Annotated in this window: 17 protein-coding genes and 3 pseudogenes; all 20 read left to right on the top strand. The window is 63.4% G+C overall.

Features of this window, described 5'->3' with window-relative positions; translation table 11 throughout:
• Positions 1-2 precede the first annotated feature (2 nt).
• Entirely contained in the window at positions 3-515 is a 513-nt protein-coding gene (locus ACN8M7_RS22270) for a chemotaxis protein CheW (protein WP_061240169.1), read from the top strand.
• The gene (locus ACN8M7_RS22265; protein ID WP_490262192.1) at positions 512-1,333 is read left to right on the top strand and encodes a CheR family methyltransferase; all 822 of its coding nucleotides are present in this window, start codon (positions 512-514) and stop codon (positions 1,331-1,333) included. The genes ACN8M7_RS22270 and ACN8M7_RS22265 overlap by 4 nt, the downstream gene beginning before the upstream one ends.
• Complete coding sequence (locus ACN8M7_RS22260; protein WP_061240167.1) at positions 1,326-1,844, top strand: chemotaxis protein CheD; 519 nt, start codon at positions 1,326-1,328, stop codon at positions 1,842-1,844. Before ACN8M7_RS22265 ends, ACN8M7_RS22260 begins: the two co-directional genes overlap by 8 nt.
• Complete coding sequence (locus ACN8M7_RS22255; protein ID WP_490262191.1) at positions 1,841-2,905, top strand: protein-glutamate methylesterase/protein-glutamine glutaminase; 1,065 nt, start codon at positions 1,841-1,843, stop codon at positions 2,903-2,905. The genes ACN8M7_RS22260 and ACN8M7_RS22255 overlap by 4 nt, the downstream gene beginning before the upstream one ends.
• A gap of 74 nt (positions 2,906-2,979) precedes the next feature.
• Entirely contained in the window at positions 2,980-4,782 is a 1,803-nt protein-coding gene (locus ACN8M7_RS22250) for a sensor histidine kinase (RefSeq protein ID WP_490262190.1), read from the top strand.
• Positions 4,782-5,411: a response regulator gene (locus ACN8M7_RS22245; RefSeq protein ID WP_490262189.1), complete on the top strand. Its 630-nt coding sequence runs from the start codon at positions 4,782-4,784 to the stop codon at positions 5,409-5,411. The genes ACN8M7_RS22250 and ACN8M7_RS22245 overlap by 1 nt, the downstream gene beginning before the upstream one ends.
• A gap of 222 nt (positions 5,412-5,633) precedes the next feature.
• Entirely contained in the window at positions 5,634-6,704 is a 1,071-nt protein-coding gene (locus tag ACN8M7_RS22240; RefSeq protein ID WP_490262238.1) for a methyl-accepting chemotaxis protein, read from the top strand.
• A gap of 11 nt (positions 6,705-6,715) precedes the next feature.
• Complete coding sequence (locus ACN8M7_RS22235; RefSeq protein WP_061240163.1) at positions 6,716-7,084, top strand: response regulator; 369 nt, start codon at positions 6,716-6,718, stop codon at positions 7,082-7,084.
• Positions 7,085-7,099: 15 nt separating this feature from the next.
• Positions 7,100-7,405: an STAS domain-containing protein gene (locus ACN8M7_RS22230; protein WP_490262188.1), complete on the top strand. Its 306-nt coding sequence runs from the start codon at positions 7,100-7,102 to the stop codon at positions 7,403-7,405.
• Positions 7,405-9,558 carry a chemotaxis protein CheA gene (locus ACN8M7_RS22225; RefSeq protein WP_490262187.1) on the top strand — a complete coding sequence of 718 codons (2,154 nt, stop codon included), beginning with the start codon at positions 7,405-7,407 and terminating at the stop codon, positions 9,556-9,558. The genes ACN8M7_RS22230 and ACN8M7_RS22225 overlap by 1 nt, the downstream gene beginning before the upstream one ends.
• Complete coding sequence (locus tag ACN8M7_RS22220; RefSeq protein ID WP_082768079.1) at positions 9,555-11,492, top strand: methyl-accepting chemotaxis protein; 1,938 nt, start codon at positions 9,555-9,557, stop codon at positions 11,490-11,492. The genes ACN8M7_RS22225 and ACN8M7_RS22220 overlap by 4 nt, the downstream gene beginning before the upstream one ends.
• An 80-nt stretch (positions 11,493-11,572) precedes the next feature.
• Positions 11,573-12,934: pseudogene (locus ACN8M7_RS22215) on the top strand (HAMP domain-containing protein); the annotation flags it as partial.
• A 45-nt stretch (positions 12,935-12,979) separates the two neighbouring features.
• A pseudogene (locus ACN8M7_RS22210) lies at positions 12,980-13,777 on the top strand (methyl-accepting chemotaxis protein); the annotation flags it as partial.
• Positions 13,778-13,780: 3 nt separating this feature from the next.
• Positions 13,781-14,332 (top strand): chemotaxis protein CheW, encoded by a 552-nt coding sequence (locus ACN8M7_RS22205; protein ID WP_061240159.1) that lies wholly within the window; start codon positions 13,781-13,783, stop codon positions 14,330-14,332.
• Positions 14,329-15,948, top strand: a complete 1,620-nt coding sequence (locus ACN8M7_RS22200) for a methyl-accepting chemotaxis protein (RefSeq protein WP_490262186.1) — start codon at positions 14,329-14,331, stop codon at positions 15,946-15,948. The genes ACN8M7_RS22205 and ACN8M7_RS22200 overlap by 4 nt, the downstream gene beginning before the upstream one ends.
• Positions 15,949-15,999: 51 nt before the next feature.
• A complete protein-coding gene (locus tag ACN8M7_RS22195) occupies positions 16,000-16,509 on the top strand; it encodes a chemotaxis protein CheW (RefSeq protein WP_061240158.1) in 510 nt (169 codons plus the stop codon).
• Between the two features lie 15 nt (positions 16,510-16,524).
• Positions 16,525-17,334: a CheR family methyltransferase gene (locus ACN8M7_RS22190; protein WP_061240157.1), complete on the top strand. Its 810-nt coding sequence runs from the start codon at positions 16,525-16,527 to the stop codon at positions 17,332-17,334.
• A complete protein-coding gene (locus ACN8M7_RS22185) occupies positions 17,327-17,836 on the top strand; it encodes a chemotaxis protein CheD (RefSeq protein ID WP_061240156.1) in 510 nt (169 codons plus the stop codon). The genes ACN8M7_RS22190 and ACN8M7_RS22185 overlap by 8 nt, the downstream gene beginning before the upstream one ends.
• Positions 17,833-18,900, top strand: a complete 1,068-nt coding sequence (locus tag ACN8M7_RS22180; RefSeq protein ID WP_490262185.1) for a protein-glutamate methylesterase/protein-glutamine glutaminase — start codon at positions 17,833-17,835, stop codon at positions 18,898-18,900. Before ACN8M7_RS22185 ends, ACN8M7_RS22180 begins: the two co-directional genes overlap by 4 nt.
• A gap of 100 nt (positions 18,901-19,000) precedes the next feature.
• Positions 19,001-19,780 (top strand): annotated as a pseudogene (locus ACN8M7_RS22175) (PAS domain-containing protein); the annotation flags it as partial.
• Positions 19,781-19,788: the final 8 nt, after the last annotated feature.

The raw sequence follows: 19,788 nt of genomic DNA, 5'->3' as shown, positions 1-19,788 counted from the left end.
CGATGACTGCCGCCACTCACAGTGTCGCCGGCCAGTACCTGACCTTCGCCCTGGCGCAGGAGTTGTTCGCCGTGGATATCCATGCCGTGCGCGAGATCATCGAGTACGGCCACCTGACCAGCGTGCCGATGATGCCGCCGAGCATCCTCGGCGTGATCAATCTGCGCGGGGCGGTGGTGCCCGTCATCGACCTGGGGCTGCGCTTCGGCGGCAGCGCCACCTCGATAGGCCCACGCACCTGTATCGTCATTCTGGAGATCGCGACAGGCGATGGCCTGCGGGTGATCGGCATGGTGGTCGATGCGGTCAGCGAAGTCCTGGAGCTCAGTGCAGAACAGATCGAGCCGGCCCCCAGTTTCGGCAATCGTATTCGCGCCGACTTCATTCGCGGCATGGGCAAGCTGGATGAGCGCCTGGTGGTGCTGCTCGATGTCGGGCGAGTGCTGTCCGACGATGAAATAGCCTTGCTGGAGCATGCCGGTGCACAAGGCACGACGGCGCAGGACCAACCATGAGCAGCAGCGCAGCCATAGCCCTGAGTGATCAGGAGTTCGCCAGGTTCCGCCAGTTGATCCATGAAATCGCCGGCATCAGCCTTTCCGACGCGAAGAAACCCCTGGTCGCCGGCCGTTTGAACAAACGCCTGCGCGAGTTTCATCTCGACAGCTACGGCGAGTATTTCCGCCGCCTGAGCCAGAGCCCGGCGGAGCTGCAGACCTGCGTCGACCTGCTGACCACCAACGAAACCTACTTCTTTCGCGAACCCAAGCATTTCGACTTTCTCCGCGAGCATCTGGAGAAGCCGGGCCTGATTCCCAGCGGGCGCCCCCTGCGCATCTGGAGCGGGGCCTGCTCCAGCGGCGAGGAGCCCTACAGCATCGCCCTGCTACTGGCCGACGTACTCGTGGACAAACCCTGGGAGATCCTTGCGTCGGATATCAGCCAGCGCGTGCTGGATCGTGCCCGTGCCGGGGTCTATCGTGTGCAGGACAGCGAGGATATCCCGCGTCGGATGCTGGTACGCCACTGCTTTCGCGGCGTCGGCGCCAACGAGGGCAATCTGCTGATCGACCCCGCACTGCGCCGACGCGTGCGCTTCGAGCAGATCAACCTGAACAACCCATTGCCGGAAGTCGGTCAATTCGATGTGATCTTCCTGCGTAACGTCATGATCTACTTCGACGGTGACACCAAGCGCCAGGTGGTGAAGCGCCTTTTGAGCCGACTGCGGCCCGGCGGCTACTTTCTGATCAGCCATTCGGAAAGCCTCAACGGCATCGATGACACACTCAAGGTCGTGAAACCCTCGATCTATCGCAAACCCGATGCCTAGACCCGTTGCACCCCGAGATGTCTATCTGCAACCCGGTGACCTGCACTTCGCCGGCGTTGGCACGCGTATTCGAACCCTGCTCGGCTCCTGCGTTTCCCTGGTGTTCTGGCATCCTCGGCGCAGGCTGGGCGGCATGTGCCATTACATGCTGCCCACCCGTGGCCAGCCCACTGCCAGGCTGGATGGGCGTTACGGTGACGAAGCCATGCTCCTGCTGCTGGAGGCCATCCGCGCTCACGGCACCCGCGCCAGCGAATATCACCTGCGCATCTTTGGCGGCGGCAACATGTTTCCGAACGTCGGAAATCGCGGCAAACGCCACATCGGCCAGCAGAATATCGACATGGCCTACAAGCTCCTCGCCATGCACGGGTTGATGAGTCATGGCGAACATGTCGGTGGTACAGGCCACCGCCACGTGATCTTCGATATCTGGAGCGGCCAGCTGGCCCTCAAGCAATCCCCCCTCGTAGCTGACAGTGGATGTCCCACTGGAGTACAACCTGCATGAAACCCATCAAAGTCATGATCGTCGACGACTCCGCCGTCGTCCGTCAGGTGCTGGCCTCGGTGCTGGCAGCTGACCCGGCGATCGAGATTCTGGGCACCGCCGCCGACCCGCTGTTCGCCCTGAGCAAGATGGAGCGCGAATGGCCGGACGTGATCGTCCTCGATGTGGAGATGCCGCGCATGGACGGCATCACCTTCCTCAAGAAGCTCATGGCCGAGCGCCCGACGCCGGTGGTGATCTGCTCGACCCTCACCGAAAAAGGCGCCAGCACCACCATGCAGGCCCTCGCCGCTGGCGCCGTGAGCATCGTCACCAAGCCGCAGCTCAACCTGAGCAAATTCCTGGTCAATGCCAGCGATGACCTGCTCGGCGCGGTGAAAGCCGCAGCGCGCGCCAACATGCGCCAACTGTCCAAGAGCAAGGTCCCGGTGCAGCCCAAGCTGGGCGCCGATGCGGTGCTCCCGGCCGGGCAAGCGGCCATGGCCCGCACCACCGAGCGCGTGGTGGCCATCGGCACGTCCACCGGCGGCACCCAGGCGCTGGAGTACATACTCACCGCGCTGCCACGGGTCTGCCCTGGCATCATCATCGTCCAGCACATGCCGGAGCGCTTCACGGCGGCCTTCGCCGAACGCCTCAATGGCCTGTGCCAGATCGAGGTACTGGAAGCGCGCCATGGCGACCGGGTCATCCCCGGGCGCGCCCTGATCGCCCCCGGAGGCCGTCACATGCTGCTCAAACGCAGCGGCGCGCAGTACCTGGTGGAAGTGGTCGACGGCCCGCCCGTGAGTCGGCACAAACCCTCGGTGGACGTGCTGTTTCGCTCCACCGCACGCGCGGCGGGTGCCAACGCCACCGGCATCATCATGACCGGCATGGGTGACGATGGCGCCCGTGGCCTGCGCGAAATGTTCGAAGCCGGGGCTCAGACCTTCGGCCAGGACGAAGCCAGCTGCGTGGTCTACGGCATGCCCAAGGAAGCCAAGAAACTTGGCGCGATCGGTCGGGAAATCCCTCTGGAACAAATTCCCGCACAGATCCTGCGGACCGAACGTCCCTGAGCCTGAACCCGATGCATACGGCGTAACCTGAAAACTGACCCATACTCAAAGGGTCAGGCCATCGGGGGAAGGCTTTGGAAGAGACACGTACGGTAGATGCCCTGCTCGGCGCGGCATGGCATTCGGCACCTGTAGGCCTGGGAGTACTCAAGCTCGACGGCTGTCTGCAGCAGGGTAACCAGGCACTGCTGCAGCTGCTCGGCACGCCGCTGCAGGTGCCTACGCTCGAGCCGCTGACGCACTGGTTGCACCCGCAGGATCGGGACGCCCTGACCTATGCAATGAAACGCGCGCGTCACCAGCATGCCGATATTCCCTGCGGCGAGCTGCGCATACGCGGCGCAGATGAGGCGTATCAATGGTTGAGCACCAGCGTTTCCGGAATTTCGGCGAGCGGCGCAGACGTCGATCACTTCCTGATTCGCCTGAGCCCGCCACGCTCGACCCAGGAGCGCGCCGAGCTGGTGTACCTGCTCAGCTTCGCGCTCGACTTCACCGCCGACGGCGCCGTGCTGCTCGATGATGGCCTGAATATTCGCTACCTCAACGAATCGGCCACCGTTCTGCTGGGCCAGGCCCACAGGTACCTGCTGGGCCAGAGCATCGGCCAGGTGCTGGCGCCACTGGCCCTGCACAGCGACGAACAGCTGCAGGAGCTGGTACGCGACCAGCGAGCGCTGAACCTGGAGTTGAACAACCCCATCGATGGCACCCGCCGTCACCTCTCGGTGAAGTTCACACGCTTCCACTATGACCGGCGCGGCTACAGCCTGGCACTGTTGCACGACCTCACCGAGCAGCAACGCCTGACCGAAACCCTGCGACACAACGAGCGCCAGTTCCGTGCGTTGATCGAGAACACCCACGACGCCATCGGCCGCCTCACGCCCGACTTCCGTCTGATCTATGCCAACCCGGCGCTGGAGGCGCTGTGCCGACTGCCTCTGGTGGAGGCCCGCGGCCGCCCCGCACGCGATGCCTTTGGCGACAACTCGCAGGTCGACATCATGGCGGACATGGTGCGCGAGGTGGCACAAAGCGGCACCTCGCTGGAAGAGGAAATGATCCACGGCATCGATGGCCCCATCGACAAGCAATTGCACTACCTGGTGCAACTGGTACCCGAGCGCGATGCCAACGGTGAGGTCACCAGCGTGCTGTCCCTGGCGCGGGACATCACCAACATTCGCAAGGCCGAACGCCGGCTAGCCGACAGCAACCAGCAGTTGCGCGAGCTGACCAGCCGCCGGGAATCGGCCCGAGAAGAAGAGCGCAAGCTGATCGCCCAGGAAATCCATGACGAACTGGGCCAGCATCTGACGGCCTTGCGCATGGGCATATCTATGCTAAACCTGCAGTTCGGCGCCCAGGCGCCAGGGTTGAGCGATGCCGTGGACGGCCTGATGCAGCTGTGTGATCGCACCATCCAGGTGGTGCGTTCCATTGCCACGAGCCTGCGCCCGGCCGTGCTCAACATGGGGCTCTACCCGGCACTGGAATGGCTGATCAACGAGTTTCGCCAGCACACCCGGATCGCCTGCGAACTCACCACCCACAGCGAAGAACCCGCCTTGACCGATGACCAAGCCATTACCGCCTTTCGCATCGTCCAGGAGGCGCTCAACAACGTCGCCCGCCACTCAGGCGCCACGCGCACCATGGTGAGCCTGGAGCGCATCGACGGCGCCTACCGCCTGGACATCGCCGACAACGGTCGCGGCTTCGACCCGGGTTCCGTCAACAAACGCTCGTTGGGGCTGGCCGGCATGCGCGAGCGCGGCATCAGCCTGGGTGGCGAGGTGGTGATCTTCAGCCACCCCGGCCAGGGCACCACCGTGCAGGCGACCTTGCCCATCAAATCGGCCGAGGAAACCTGATGACGCGAATCATGATCGCCGACGATCACACCCTCATGCGCAACGGTCTCAAGCAACTGATCGAGTTCGACAACCGCCTGCAAGTGGTTGCAGAGGCCGAAAATGGCGGTCAGGTGCTGGAGAACCTGCGCAACGTGGAGCTCGACCTGGTTCTGCTGGACATGAGCATGCCCGGTATCAGCGGTGAGGACCTGATCGCCCGGATCCAAGGCCATTACCCCAAGCTACCCATTCTGGTGCTGAGCATGCACAACGAACCGCAGATCGCCCAGCGCGCCCTGCGGGCCGGTGCCAGCGGCTACCTGACCAAGGACCACAACGCCGAAACCCTGCTCGCCGCCATCAACAAGGTGGCCGGCGGCGGACGTTACCTGGATCCACGCATCGCCGAGCAATTGGCCTTCGCCAATGCCGAACCCCGTGACAGTGGTCTGGACAGCCTGTCGGATCGGGAATTTCAGATACTGCGCCTGCTCGCCGACGGCCTGGGCGTCAATCAGGTCGCCGAGCGTCTGTCCATCAGCAACAAGACCGTCAGCACTCACAAGACCCGCTTGATGGAGAAGATGGGGTTCAGCTGCAACGCCGACATCATCCGCTTCGCCATGACGGAGCGTCTGTCGAGGTAGGAAAAGCCCTACAAAAAAAAAGAATGGCCCTACGCCATCATCGGGATGCACCGATGCTGCAAAGGCTGCCGACACACCATCCTGACAGCCAAGACCGGGTAGCCAATACCCGACGTCGCTGCCCGATGGAGTGTCAACGTGACCGCACAGCTCACCACCCCCCGGATTTCCTGGCTCCCCGCAGCCCTGGCCAGCCTTGGCGGCTTGCTGCTCGCCTGGCTGATGCTGGTGCTACCCAGCGCCTACTGGCTGATCGCTGCGCTGCTGCCCGGCGTACTGGTGCACGCCAGCGTGCGCAGCCTGACCAGCAAGCAGGCCGAAGCGGCAGCGCTGGCCTACCAGAGCGGCGTCAGCGCTGGTCAGGCAGAGGAGGCCCAACGCCACGTAGATGGCCTGCCCGACCTGTGCCGTGGCCTGTCTCCTGTCTGGTCGCAGCAGATCGAAGCGGCTCGTCAGCACACCGAAACGGCCATCGAATCGCTCAGCGCACGCTTCACCCAGCTGGCCCAGCGCATCAGCGCAGTGGTCAGCAGCGACAACCAGGGCGACGAGCAATCGCTGCTCAGCCTCCTGGCCAGCAGCGAGCATGACCTGGAAGCCATCGTCGGCCAGTTGCGTCAGGCACTGAGCAGCAAGGAGACCCTGCTTGCCGAAGTGATCAGCCTCAGTGGTTACACCACCCAACTGCGCACCATGGCCAAGGAGGTCGGCGACGTCGCCAAGCAGACCAACCTGCTGGCCCTCAATGCCGCCATCGAGGCCGCACGGGCCGGTGAGGCCGGCCGTGGCTTCGCCGTCGTCGCCGATGAAGTGCGCAAGCTCTCCACCCTGTCCGAAGCCACCGGAAAACGCATCGACGAAACCATCGAAACCGTCAGCTCGGCCATCGAGCGCACCCTGCAGGTCTCCAACGAACACACCGACCGCGACGCCAACACCCTGAAAAGCGCCAGCGAAGTGATCCGCCAGCTCATCGACGACCTGCGTGGCAGCGCCACTCGCCTGGTCGAACAGGGTGCGGTGCTGCATCAGGAGAACAGGGCCGTTGGCGAGGAAATCTCCGAGGTGCTGGTGGCGCTGCAATTCCAGGACCGCGTCAGCCAGATGCTGGGCCACATGCGCGACGACATTCAGCGCCTGGGCATGCACCTGAGTGAGCCCTGCGAACGGATCGACGCGCGCACCTGGCTCGACGAGCTGTCGCGCACCTACACCATGCCCGAGCAGCACTCCATTCATCACGGCCGCCGCAGTGCAGCAGCCGAAAGCGCTTCCGATATCACCTTTTTCTGAGGACCTGCCCCATGGCCAAGACCATTCTCATCGTCGACGACTCCGCCTCCATTCGCCAGGTCGTCGGCATGACCCTGAAAAGTGCCGGTTACGACGTCATCGAAGGCGTCGATGGCAAGGACGCGCTGACCAAGCTCGACGGGCGCAAGGTGCACCTGATCATCAGCGACGTGAACATGCCGAACATGGATGGCATCACCTTCCTGAAGAACGTCAAGACGCTGCCCAACTACAAATTCACCCCCGTGATCATGCTCACCACCGAAGCCGGCGACGCCAAGAAGAGCGAAGGCCAGGCAGCCGGTGCCAAAGCCTGGGTGGTCAAACCCTTCCAGCCGGCGCAGATGCTCACCGCCGTCTCCAAACTGATCCTGCCCTGATCCGCGAGGTGTGCCATGCACGCGACCACCACAGTCGATGAGACCCGCCAACTGCAGCTCGACGGCGCCCTGAGCATCTACACCGCAGCCGACACCAAGCCGCGCCTGAGCGCAGCTCTGCAGGGCGCCATCGCCCTCGAGATCGACCTGAGCGACATCGAGGAATTCGACTGCGCCGGCCTGCAACTGCTGCTGGCTACCCGCGAGCAGGCGCGCCGCCAGGATATCGACCTGCGCTTGCTGGGCGCCAATGCTGTGGTTCGCGAGCTGCTCGCCCTGAGTGGGCTGGGCGACGCACTGATTGCCCCGGAGGCCAACTGATGAACCTCGACAGCATCATCGGCACCTTCATCGCCGAAAGTCAGGAGCTGCTGCTGCAGATGGAAGACGCGCTGCTGCAGGTCGAACACAGCCCGGATGACCCCGAACTGATCAACGCCATCTTTCGCGCCGCCCACACCATCAAGGGCTCGGCCGGGCTATTCGGCTTCGATGGCATCGTCGCCTTCACCCATGTGGCAGAAAGCGTGCTCGACCGCGTACGTGGCGGTGAGCTGCGCCTGGACGCCGACCTGATCGCCCTGATGCTCAACGCCGGCGACCACCTGGCCGGGCTGATTCGTCACCTGGCCGACGGTGGTGACCTGGCGGAACTGCCTGACAGCGTGAACGCCAACGGCCAGGAGCTGATCACGGCCCTGAGCCGCTACCTGCAGGATCAGCCGGCCAGCACAGCGACCACGCCAAAAGCCAGCGCCACTCAGGAACACCGTGCCGCCGGCGGCAGTCAGCACTGGTACCTGTCACTGCGTTTTGGCCCGGACACCCTGCGCAACGGCATGGATCCACTGGCCTTCATCCGCTACCTGAGCACACTCGGTCAGGTGCTGCATATCGAGACGGTACTCGACCACCTGCCGACACTCGATGAGCTGGATGCGGAAACCTGCTACCTGGGCCTGGAACTCAGCTTCGCCAGCGACGCCGAAGCCAGCGCCATCGAAGGCGCCTTCGACTTCGTTCGCGAAGAGGGCAGCATCCGTCTGCTGCCACCCGGCGCCAGCCTGGACGACTTCCAGGCGCTGCTGCAGGAGCGCGCCAGCGAAGGCTCGGCGCAACTCGAACGCCTGGCACGCTGCTCCGGGCTGAGTATCGAAGCACTCAGCGCCACCGACAGCCCCCAAGCCAGCGTCGATACCCCCAGCATCCAGGCTGAAAGCGCCACTCCAGCCCCATCCCCCGAGGCGCGCAGCGGCAAGGAGGCAGCGCGTGGCAGCAACGACGCCAACCTGATCCGTGTCGACGCCAGCAAACTCGATCAACTGATCAATCTGGTCGGCGAGCTGATCATCGCCGGCGCCAACACCCGCATGCTGGCCCAGCGCAGTGGCCTGACCGACATGAGCGAGTCAGCCGAGACCCTCTCGCGCCTGGTCGAAGAGGTCCGTGACAGTGCCCTGACCCTGCGCATGGTGCAGATCGGCGCCACCTTCAACCGCTTCCAGCGCGTGGTGCGCGACGTGTCCAAGGAATTGGGCAAGGACATCGTGCTGCAGATCAGCGGCGGCGACACCGAGCTGGACAAGACCGTGGTGGAGAAGATCGGCGACCCGCTCACTCACCTGGTGCGCAACGCCATGGACCACGGTATCGAAGCGGCCGACGCGCGGCGCGCCAGCGGCAAGTCGGTGCAAGGCTTGGTCCGCCTCAACGCCTACCACGAGGCCGGCGGCATCGTCATCGAAGTGTCGGACGACGGCGGCGGCCTCAACCCGCAGAAGATCCTGGCCAAAGCCACCCAGCGTGGCCTTGTCAGCGAGGGCCAGCCGCTCAGCGACAAGGAGATTCTCAACCTGATCTTCGAACCCGGTTTCTCCACCGCCGAGCAGATCAGCAACCTCTCCGGCCGCGGCGTCGGCATGGACGTGGTCAAACGCAACATCACCGCCCTGCGCGGCACCGTCGAACTCGACAGCAAGCTTGGCCAGGGCACCTGCGTGCGCATCCGCCTGCCGCTGACCCTGGCGATCATCGATGGCTTCCTCATCGGTGTCGGCCAGGCCAGCTACGTGGTGCCGCTGGACATGGTCGAGGAATGCATCGAGCTGCCCAGCGAGCAGATCGCCGGCCAGCAGCACCTCGACCTGCGCGGCGACGTGCTGCCGTTCATTCGCCTGCGCCAGATGTTCGATGACCAGAGCCAGCCACCCCGCCGCGAAAACGTGGTGGTGGTCAGCTACGCCGGGGTTCGCGCCGGCCTGGTGGTCGACCAGTTGCTCGGCGAATTCCAGACCGTGATCAAGCCGCTGGGCAAGGTGTTCTGCCAGGTCCCGGCGCTGAGCGGCTTCACCATCCTTGGCAGTGGTGCGGTCGCCCTGATCCTCGATATCCCGGGCCTGCTGACGCAGGTCACGCAAAACGCCAATGCGCGCGTCGCCAGCCCAGCCCAGCAACTCAGGAGTACCGTGCAATGAACCTCACTCTGCGCATCATGAGCTTGACCGCTACCGCCATCGTCGCCGTGCTGGTGCTGGCATCCAACCTGGCTGCCAGCGCGGTTCTGCCGGTGGCCATCCTGGCAGCCATTGCCGTCGCCATTCAGGGGCTGCTGCTGCAGCGCAGCCTGAACCAGCAACTGGGGGCGGACCCTCTGCTCCTGCTCGACCTGGCCGAGCGGCTGGCGCGTGGCGACAACAGCCCGCGGCCGCAGAATCAGGCGAGCGCTGGCTCATTGCAGGACCGCCTGCAACAGGCTGCGGCCCAGCTCGGCGGGCTTACCCAGAACCTGCACCATGTCAGCGATGAACACGCCCGTGGCGACATCGACGTGGCGCTGGACACCCGCCTCCCCGGTCTCTATGGCGAAGTCGCACAGGGCATCAACGCCCTGGTGGCCAGCCATATCGAAGTGAAGAAAAAGGCCATGGCCTGCGTGCGCTCGATCGCCGAAGGCGACCTCAACGCGCCACTGGAACAACTGCCAGGCAAAAAGGCCTTCATCAACGACAACATCGAAACCCTGCGCCGCAATATCACCGGGCTGATGGACGAGATGCGCCACATGGCCGACGAGCATGACAAGGGCGATATCGACGTGGCCATCGATGCCACACGCTTCTCCGGCAGCTATGCCGAAATCGCCCACGGCATCAACGCCATGGTCGCCGGCCATATCAGCGTGAAGAAGAAGGCCATGGCCTGCATCAAGGCCTTCAGCGAAGGCGACCTGAAGGCGCCGCTGGAGCAGTTCCCCGGCAAGAAGGCCTTCATCAACGACAACATCGAAACCCTGCGCCGCAACGTCCTGGCTCTGATCGAAGATACCCAGATGCTCAGCCAGGCCGCGCTCGACGGGCGCCTCGACACCCGCGCCGACGCCAGCCGCCATGAGGGGGACTTCCGTCGCATCGTCGAGGGCATCAACGACACCCTGGAAGCCATCGTATCCCCGTTGCGTGAAGCCATGAACGTGATCGCTGGGCTGTCCCAGGGTGACCTGACCTGCACCATGAACGGCCACTACAAGGGGCATCTGGCCGAACTGCAGCAGTCGATCAATGCCACGGTGAACAAACTGGCGGATGTGATTGGCCAGGTACAACACTCCACCAGCATGCTCAGCAGCGCCGCCGAGGAAATTTCCGCCACCGCGCAAAGCCTCAGCCATGCGGCCTCCAGCCAGGCCGCCTCGGTCGAGGAAACCAGCGCGGCGATGGAGCAGATGTCCGCCTCCATCGCGCAGAACGCCGAGAATGCCAAGATCACCGACAGCATGGCCGGCAAGGCTTCCTGCGAAGCCAGCGAAGGCGGCCAGGCGGTGCGCGACACCGTGGCCGCGATGAAGACCATCGCCGACAAGATCGGCATCGTCGACGACATCGCTTACCAGACCAACCTGCTGGCCCTCAACGCCGCCATCGAAGCGGCCCGAGCCGGCGAGCACGGCAAGGGCTTTGCGGTAGTCGCCGCCGAAGTGCGCAAGCTGGCAGAACGCAGCCAGGTGGCCGCCCAGGAAATCAGCGAAGTGGCCAAGAGCAGCGTGTCACTGGCCGAGCGCGCCGGCAGCCTGCTCGACCACATGCTGCCGTCGATCTCCAAGACCTCCGACCTGGTGCAGGAAATCGCCGCCGCCTCGGACGAGCAGAACACCGGCGTCAACCAGATCAGCGCCGCCATGACCCAGCTCAGCGACATCACCCAGCAGAACGCTGCTGCCTCCGAAGAGCTGGCCGCCACCTCCGAGGAAATGACCGGGCAATCGGTCAACCTGCAGGACCTGATGCAGTTCTTCCAGTTGACCAATCAGCGCAGCGACACCAGTACAGCGCGGGCCAAGCCGGTAGTACGCAGCGTTCCAACAGCACAGGTCGATGAGCAGGAAGGCGGGTTCATCCGCTTCGGGAGCTGAGTCATGCAAATGAAGGCGCAGCTCACGCAAAACACAGGGGCACAAGTCACACCATTCACTCAACGGAGGAGTACCGTGCAATGAACATCACCCTTCGCATAACGACGCTGATCGCGACGGCCACCCTCGCACTGCTGGTTCTCGCATCCAATCTGGCCGCCAGCGCGGCCATGCCCATCGCGCTCCTGGCGGCCATCGCCGTTATCGTGCAGGGCCTGCTGCTGCGACGCACGTTGCAGCCACTGGGCGCTGAACCCCAGGCCCTGCTCGACTTCGCCGAGCAACTGACGCGCGGTGAAGTCAGCCATCAGCCTGCGCTTCCCGCAGCCGCCAGCTCGCTACGCGATCATCTGCAACAAATCGGCGGGCAACTCGACGGGCTGACCCAGAGCCTGCGCCGCGTCAGCGATGAACACGCCCAGGGCGATATCGACGCGACGCTGGACACCCACCGCCCCGGCATCTACGGCGCGGTGGCCGAAGACATCAACGCCCTGGTGGCCAGCCATGTCGATGTGAAGAAGAAAGCCATGGCATGCGTCAAGGCTATCGCCGAAGGCGACCTGAAGGCGCCACTGGAACAGTTCCCCGGCAAGAAAGCCTTCATCAACGACAACATCGAAACCCTGCGCCGCAATATCACCGGGTTGATGGACGAGATGCGCCACATGTCCGAAGAGCACGACAAGGGCGATATCGATGTGGTCATCGACGCCTCGCGCTTTTCTGGCAGCTACGCCGAGATCGCCCACGGCATCAACACCATGGTCGCCGGTCACATCGCCGTGAAGAAGAAAGCCATGGCCTGCGTCAAGGCCATCGGCGAAGGTGACCTTAACGCTTCGCTGGAGCAGTTCCCCGGCAAGAAGGCCTTCATCAACGACAACATCGAAACCCTGCGCCGCAACATCGCCGGGCTGATGGACGAGATGCGCCACATGGCCGAAGAGCACGACAAGGGCGATATCGATGTGGTCATCGACGCAGCACGCTTTTCCGGTAGCTACGCCGAGATCGCCCACGGCATCAACGCCATGGTCGCCGGCCACATCGCCGTGAAGAAGAAAGCCATCGCTTGCGTGCAGGAGCTCGGTGCCGGCAACCTCGAAGCTCATCTGGAAACCTTCCCTGGCAAGAAGGTGTTCATCAACCAGACCATCGAGCAGTTGCGCGCCAACATGGTCGCACTGATCGAGGACACCAGCCTGCTCAGCCAATCGGCGATGCATGGCAAGCTCGACGTACGTGCCGATGCCAACCGACACAAAGGCTACTACCGCAATATCGTCAATGGCTTCAATGAAACACTGGAAGCCATCATCACCCCGGTCAACGAAGCCATGGCCGTGATCAAGGCGCTAGCCGAAGGCGACCTGACTCGCTCCATGAACGGAAACTACAAAGGAAATCTCGAGGAACTGCAGCAATCGCTCAATGCCACCGTACGCAAACTGGCGGACGTGATCGGCCAGGTGCAACAGTCCACCTGCACGCTCAGCAGCGCCGCCGAGGAAATCTCCGCCACCGCGCAGAGCCTCAGCCAGGCAGCCTCCAGCCAGGCCGCCTCGGTCGAAGAAACCAGCGCGGCGATGGAGCAGATGTCCGCCTCGATCGCACAGAACACCGAGAACGCCAAAGTCACCGACGGCATGGCCGGCAAAGCCGCACGTGAGGCTGACGAGGGTGGCCAGGCGGTCAAGGACACCGTGGCCGCGATGAAGACCATCGCCGACAAGATCGGCATCGTCGACGACATCGCCTACCAGACCAACCTGCTGGCCCTCAACGCCGCCATCGAAGCCGCTCGTGCCGGCGAGCACGGCAAGGGCTTCGCCGTGGTCGCCGCCGAAGTACGCAAGCTGGCAGAACGCAGCCAGGTCGCAGCCCAGGAAATCAGCGAAGTGGCCAAGAACAGCGTGTCGCTGGCCGAGCGTGCCGGCAACCTGCTCGACCAGATGGTGCCCTCGATCACCAAGACCTCCGATCTGGTACAGGAAATCTCCGCCGCCTCGGAAGAGCAGAGCATAGGGGTGAACCAGATCAGCAGCACCATGGGCGAACTCAGCGACATCACCCAGCAGAACGCGGCGGCCTCGGAAGAACTGGCGGCCACAGCCGAGGAAATGACCAGCCAATCGATCAACCTGCAAAACCTGGTGCAGTTCTTTCGCCTGGCCAACCGCGACAACCTGCTCAATATCTCACGCCCCCAGCATGCGGCCATATCGGTAGCGCCAAGTGCATCCGGCGAACAAAACGGCGGATTCGCCCGCTTCGGGAGCTGAACCATGACCACCGATCTCACCCTGCTGATCAACGAAGAGCAACAACGCCAGTACCTGACTTTCCGCGTCGGCCAGGACCTGTATGGCGTCGCCACCCGTTACGTGCGCGAGATCCTCGAGTTCGACCAGATCACGATGGTGCCGATGATGCCCAGTCTGGTGCGCGGCGTGATCAACCTGCGCGGCGCCGTGGTGCCGATCATCGACCTGGCCGAACGCTTCGGCCATGGTCGTACTGCCCTCGGCGCGCGCACCTGCATCGTCATCGTGGAAATTCTCGACGAGGAGGAGACCCATTTGATGGGCGCCCTGGTCGATGCGGTCAACGCGGTGGTGGAAGTTGAACCAGGGGCCATCCGCCAGGCCCCCGCGTTCGGCAGCCGCATTCGCGGCGAATTCATCGAGGACATGGCTCGCATCGACGAGCACTTCCTCACCCTGTTACGCATGGAGCAAGTGTTGTCGGTCGCGCAGATCGCCGCCATGGCAGGCCAACCCAGCGACACCTCGTACCTACCATGCGATGCGCGCGAGCGCGCAGGAGCAAATAAATGACCATCAGCAAGAAAATGATCCTTCTGGTTCTCTCGGCTCTGCTCGGCATCATCGTGCTGGCAAGTGTCGGCCAGTACCAGCTCAAGTCGGTGTTTACCTCGGCCAACTACGGCAATGACAACACGGTACCCAGCCTGCTGGCCCTGCGTGGCATGGAAAGCAATGCCAAGGACCTGATCCGGCAGATGTACAAGCACATCCTGACCACCGATGACGCCAATATGCGCCTGATCGAAGAGGACATCCGCAAGACCGAGCAGAGCCTGCAAGATGCTACCGAGGCCTATCGCAAGCTGCTGTCCAATGAAGAGGATCAGCAACTGTTGGACAAAGTGCTGGCGGCGCTGGCGCGCTTTCGGGAGGTGCAGGGCGCGGTCATCAAGCTGTCCGCCGACAACCAGACCGAAGCGGCGGCAAAGATGATTCTCGACAACTCGGCGGCCATCAACGAACTGACCCGCGCCTTCGAAGCTCACGTGGAATTCAACGAGAAACTAGGTGACCAGGCCACCCTGGATGCCAGCGAGCAGCTGCACACCGCCACACTGTCCTCCATCATCGTGTCCGCTATCACCCTGTTGCTGGTTGCGCTGATCGGTCTGTTCATTACCCGCAATCTGCTGCGCCAGCTCGGAGGCGAGCCGGCCTACGCGGCCGAAATGGTGGCGCGCATCGCCGCCGGCGACCTCACCGCCAGCGTCAATACCAAGGCCGGCGACACCACCAGCATGCTCGCCGCGATCAAGGTGATGGTAGAAAAACTGGCGCAGATCATCGGCGAGGTGCGCAGCAATGCCAACGCCTTGACCTCAGCCTCCGAGCAGATCTCCGCGACCGCGCAGAGCATGAGCCAGGGCGCTTCGGAGCAAGCCGCCTCGGTGGAGGAAACCAGTGCCTCGATGGAACAGATGTCCGCCTCCATCGCGCAGAACACCGAGAACGCCAAGGTCACCGACGGCATGGCCAGCAAGGCCGCACGTGAGGCTGACGAGGGCGGCCAGGCGGTCAAGGACACCGTATCGGCGATGAAGACCATTGCCGACAAGATCGGCATCGTCGACGACATCGCCTACCAGACCAACCTGCTGGCGCTCAACGCCGCCATTGAGGCCGCCCGCGCTGGCGAACACGGCAAGGGCTTCGCCGTGGTGGCCGCCGAAGTTCGCAAGCTGGCCGAACGCAGCCAGATCGCCGCTCAGGAAATCAGTGAGGTAGCCAAGAACAGCGTATCGCTGGCCGAACGCGCGGGCGACTTGCTCGACCAGATGCTGCCCTCGATCGCCAAGACATCGGATCTGGTACAGGAAATTTCCGCAGCCTCCGAAGAACAGAGTGCCGGGGTCGGGCAGATCAACACCGCCATGAATCAGCTCAGCGAGATCACCCAGCAATCAGCCTCTGCCTCCGAGGAACTGGCAGCCACCGCCGAAGAAATGAGTGGCCAGGCCGAACAACTGCAGCAGTTGATGGATTTCTTCAAGATCCAAAACAGCGCTGGCAGCAAGAGTCCAGAGCGCAGCCAACAGGCCAGCCGCCCCCGAGAAACGAGCGAAGCCAGCAGCAACTCGTTCGCGCAGGATTCGGCGTACGCCGGCTTCATACGCTTCCAGCACTGACCACAGCCCACATTCGCAGCCGGGCACCACACAGTGCCCCAGGAGCGACTCATGTCCAGCTTCAACCCGGCCACCGCCACGGACACCAGCCAGCAATACCTGACGTTCAGCCTCGGCGACGAAATTTTCGCCGTTGGCACGCGCGATGTCCGCGAGATCATCGAGTATGGTCGGCTGACCCCGGTGCCGCTGATGCCCCCGAGCATCCTCGGCGTCATCAACCTGCGCGGCGGCGTGGTACCGATCATGGATCTGCGCCAGCGCTTCGGTCAGGACGCGACGCAGATCGGACGCCGCTCGTGCATCGTCATCCTGGAAGTCCAGCGTGATGGTCTGCAGCAGGTTATCGGCATCGTCGTCGAGGCCGTGAACGCCGTGCTGGAAATCCCGGTCCAGGACATCGAACCGCCGCCCAGCCTCGGTAGCCATATTCCGACCGACTTCCTCATCGGCATGGGCAAGCTCGACACACGCCTGGTGGTATTGCTCGATATCGGTCGTGTGCTGTCGCTCGACGACCTGCGCCGACTGGCCGCCAACCAACTGCCTGAACAGGCCTGAGCCCGGGAGTCCGTAATGAATGCCGCCAGCCTGAGCAATCGCGAGTTCCAGCAGTTTCGCGACATGATTTACGAGATCGCCGGCATCGCCATGAGCGACGCCAAGCGCCAGCTGGTCGCAGGACGGCTGAGCAAGCGCCTGCGCCACTACGACCTGAGCAGCTTCGGCGACTACTTCCAGTTGCTCATGAAGGACAAGGACGAGCTGCAGACCGCCGTCGACCTGTTGACCACCAACGAGACCTATTTCTTCCGCGAACCGAAGCACTTCGAGTTTCTCCAGCAGCGCCTGCAGGACGAACTGCGCAGCGGCAGCCAGCCTCTACGCATCTGGAGCGCAGCCTGCTCCAGCGGCGAGGAGCCTTACACCCTGGCCCTGCTGCTGGCCGACAGCCTGGGCACTCGCCCCTGGGAAATCCTCGCCTCGGATATCAGTACGCGCATCCTCGACAAGGCCCGCGCCGGTATCTACCCCCTGGAGGGTGCCACCGGTATTCCGCGTGAGGTGCTGCACCGCCATTGCCTGCAAGGCACCGGCCAGCACGCCGGCATGTTCACCCTGGAGCCGGCGCTCAAGCGCCGCATCAGCTTTCGCCAGATCAACCTCAACAATGCACTACCCGAGGTTGGCGTGTTCGACGTGATCTTCCTGCGCAACGTGATGATCTACTTCGACCAGCCGACCAAGCGCCAGGTCGTACAGCGCTTGTGCGCGCGCCTTCGTCCTGGCGGTTACTTCTTCGTCAGCCACTCGGAAAGTCTCAACGGCATCAGCGACGAACTGCAGGCGTTGCGCCCTTCGATCTACCGGAAGCCCCATGCATAAGCCCGATGGCGTCATCGAGGTCTTCCTGCAACCGGGGGATCTGTACTTCGGCGACCGCCATACGCGCATCCGTACCCTGCTGGGCTCGTGCGTATCGCTGGTGCTCTGGCACCAGAACGAGCTGCTCGGCGGCATGTGCCACTACATGCTGCCCAGTCGACGCCACCCCGGGAAACAGCTCGATGGGCGCTACGCCGATGAGGCCCTGCATATGCTGCTCTGCGAGATCAAGGCCAGTGGCACACGCTCCAGCGACTATCGCATCAGCCTGTTCGGCGGCGGCAACATGTTCGGCGCACAGGTCAAACGTAACATCGGCCACGCTAATGTCAGCGCTGGCCTGGAACTGCTCGCCGCCCATGGACTGCAGTGCCATGCCACACATGCCGGTGGCGATGGCTACCGTAACCTGATTTTCGACATCTGGAGCGGCCACGTCACCCTGCGCTGCCCCTCCCAACAGCAGATCGCTACACGCCGCTACGAGGCGCAACCATCATGAAGAACATCAAGGTGATGATCGTCGACGACTCCGCTGTCGTTCGCCAGGTGTTGAATGCCAGTCTCGCCGAACACGCCGGCATCGAGGTGATCGGCACCGCTGCCGACCCCTTGTTCGCCCTGGACAAGATGCAGCGCGAATGGCCCGATGTGATCGTGCTGGACGTGGAGATGCCACGCATGGACGGCATTTCCTTCCTGAAGAAGCTGATGGCCGAGCATCCGACCCCGGTGGTGATCTGCTCGACCCTGACGGAAAAAGGCGCCGCCACCACCATGGAGGCCATGGCCGCCGGTGCCGTGGCCATCGTCACCAAGCCGCAGGTCGGTCTGCGCCAGTTTCTGCTGGAGGCCACCGAAGAGCTGGCAGGCGCGATTCGGGCCGCGTCCCAGGCCCGTCTCAGGCGCCAGACGCCAGCCCCCGTGGCAGTGGCGCCCAAACTCAATGCCGACGCCATCCTGCCGGCCAGCAGTGTCGGGGCCATGTCCCGCACCACCGAGCGAGTCGTCGCCATCGGCACCTCCACCGGCGGCACCCAGGCTCTGGAGTACGTACTCACCGCGCTGCCGCGCGTGTGCCCGGGCATCGTCATCGTCCAGCACATGCCGGAAAAGTTCACCGCAGCCTTCGCCGAACGCCTCAACGGCTTGTGCCAGATCGAAGTGCGCGAAGCCAAGCACGGCGACCGGGTCATCCCCGGTCGCGCCCTGATCGCGCCCGGTGGTCGCCACATGCTGCTCAAGCGCAGTGGCGCGCAGTACATGGTTGAAGTGGTCGACGGCCCCCCCGTGAGCCGTCACAAACCCTCGGTGGACGTGCTGTTCCGCTCCACTGCCCGTGCCGCCGGTGCCAACGCCACCGGCATCATCATGACCGGCATGGGCGACGACGGCGCCCGCGGCCTGCGCGAAATGCACGAGGCAGGCGCCTTCACCCTCGGCCAGGACGAGGCCAGTTGCGTGGTCTACGGCATGCCCAAAGAGGCCAAGAAAATTGACGCGGTCAGCCGGGAAATCCCGCTGGAGCAGATACCCGCCTACATCCTAAGGGGAGAACAGCATTGACCATGCGAACCAGAGACCAGGGAGCATCGCCAAACAGGAACATCTTTGCCCTCGTTCATGCCACGTAGCCTGATCTGAGGGAGAACCGGAGCTCCACAAAATGAACTTCTTCAATACCGCTCTGAAACAAGAACTGGCGCGCTGCAATGAAGCGCTGGCCCAAGCCCTGGCACTGCAGGACGCCCTAAATCGTTCACAGGCCATCATCGAGTTCCAACCCGACGGAACGATTCTCGGCGCGAACGAAAACTTCCTGCACACCATGGGTTACCGTCTCGATGAAATCGTGGGGCAACACCACCGCATGTTCTGCCAAAGGCAGCAAGCAGAAAGCAACGAGTACCGGCAGTTCTGGGCGCGCTTGGCGCGCGGTGAGTTCATCCGAGAGCGTTTTCTGCGCCTCGACAAACAGGGGCGAGACGTCTGGCTAGAAGCCTCGTATAACCCTGTGCATGACGCCACAGGCGCAGTCACCAAGGTGATCAAGCTGGCAACCGACATTACCCAGAGCGTTGTTCAGCAGCATGAAGAAGACGCGATCATGACGGCCCTGAACCGCTCGACGGCCGTCATCGAGTTCAATCCAAGCGGCGAGGTGCTCGCCGCTAATGACAACTTCCTCAGTGTGATGGGCTACCGGCCGCAGGACGTGATAGGCCGTCATCACCGCCTGTTCTGCGCCCCGGAAGAAACGACCGGCTCGGGCTACCAGCAGTTCTGGCAGCAACTCAATCGCGGCGAATACTGCAGCGGCCGCTTCCAGCGGCGCAACCGGGAAGGCAAGGTGATATGGCTCGAGGCCAGCTACAACCCGGTATTCGACACTCGCGGGCGTCTCTACAAGATCGTCAAGTTCGCATCCGACATCACCGCCAAGGTATTGGAGCA

This window comes from Pseudomonas spartinae (assembly GCF_965197125.1).
In the GTDB taxonomy this organism is placed as follows: domain Bacteria; phylum Pseudomonadota; class Gammaproteobacteria; order Pseudomonadales; family Pseudomonadaceae; genus Aquipseudomonas; species Aquipseudomonas composti_A.
This window is presented reverse-complemented; position numbering and strand designations above follow the sequence as displayed.

Coding starts and splice junctions, on each gene's coding strand:
- ACN8M7_RS22270 (WP_061240169.1), top strand. CDS start 3: ATGACTGCCGCCACTCACAGTGTCGCCGGCCAGTACCTGACCTTCGCC.
- ACN8M7_RS22265 (WP_490262192.1), top strand. CDS start 512: ATGAGCAGCAGCGCAGCCATAGCCCTGAGTGATCAGGAGTTCGCCAGG.
- ACN8M7_RS22260 (WP_061240167.1), top strand. CDS start 1,326: ATGCCTAGACCCGTTGCACCCCGAGATGTCTATCTGCAACCCGGTGAC.
- ACN8M7_RS22255 (WP_490262191.1), top strand. CDS start 1,841: ATGAAACCCATCAAAGTCATGATCGTCGACGACTCCGCCGTCGTCCGT.
- ACN8M7_RS22245 (WP_490262189.1), top strand. CDS start 4,782: ATGACGCGAATCATGATCGCCGACGATCACACCCTCATGCGCAACGGT.
- ACN8M7_RS22240 (WP_490262238.1), top strand. CDS start 5,634: ATGCTGGTGCTACCCAGCGCCTACTGGCTGATCGCTGCGCTGCTGCCC.
- ACN8M7_RS22235 (WP_061240163.1), top strand. CDS start 6,716: ATGGCCAAGACCATTCTCATCGTCGACGACTCCGCCTCCATTCGCCAG.
- ACN8M7_RS22230 (WP_490262188.1), top strand. CDS start 7,100: ATGCACGCGACCACCACAGTCGATGAGACCCGCCAACTGCAGCTCGAC.
- ACN8M7_RS22225 (WP_490262187.1), top strand. CDS start 7,405: ATGAACCTCGACAGCATCATCGGCACCTTCATCGCCGAAAGTCAGGAG.
- ACN8M7_RS22220 (WP_082768079.1), top strand. CDS start 9,555: ATGAACCTCACTCTGCGCATCATGAGCTTGACCGCTACCGCCATCGTC.
- ACN8M7_RS22205 (WP_061240159.1), top strand. CDS start 13,781: ATGACCACCGATCTCACCCTGCTGATCAACGAAGAGCAACAACGCCAG.
- ACN8M7_RS22200 (WP_490262186.1), top strand. CDS start 14,329: ATGACCATCAGCAAGAAAATGATCCTTCTGGTTCTCTCGGCTCTGCTC.
- ACN8M7_RS22195 (WP_061240158.1), top strand. CDS start 16,000: ATGTCCAGCTTCAACCCGGCCACCGCCACGGACACCAGCCAGCAATAC.
- ACN8M7_RS22190 (WP_061240157.1), top strand. CDS start 16,525: ATGAATGCCGCCAGCCTGAGCAATCGCGAGTTCCAGCAGTTTCGCGAC.
- ACN8M7_RS22185 (WP_061240156.1), top strand. CDS start 17,327: ATGCATAAGCCCGATGGCGTCATCGAGGTCTTCCTGCAACCGGGGGAT.
- ACN8M7_RS22180 (WP_490262185.1), top strand. CDS start 17,833: ATGAAGAACATCAAGGTGATGATCGTCGACGACTCCGCTGTCGTTCGC.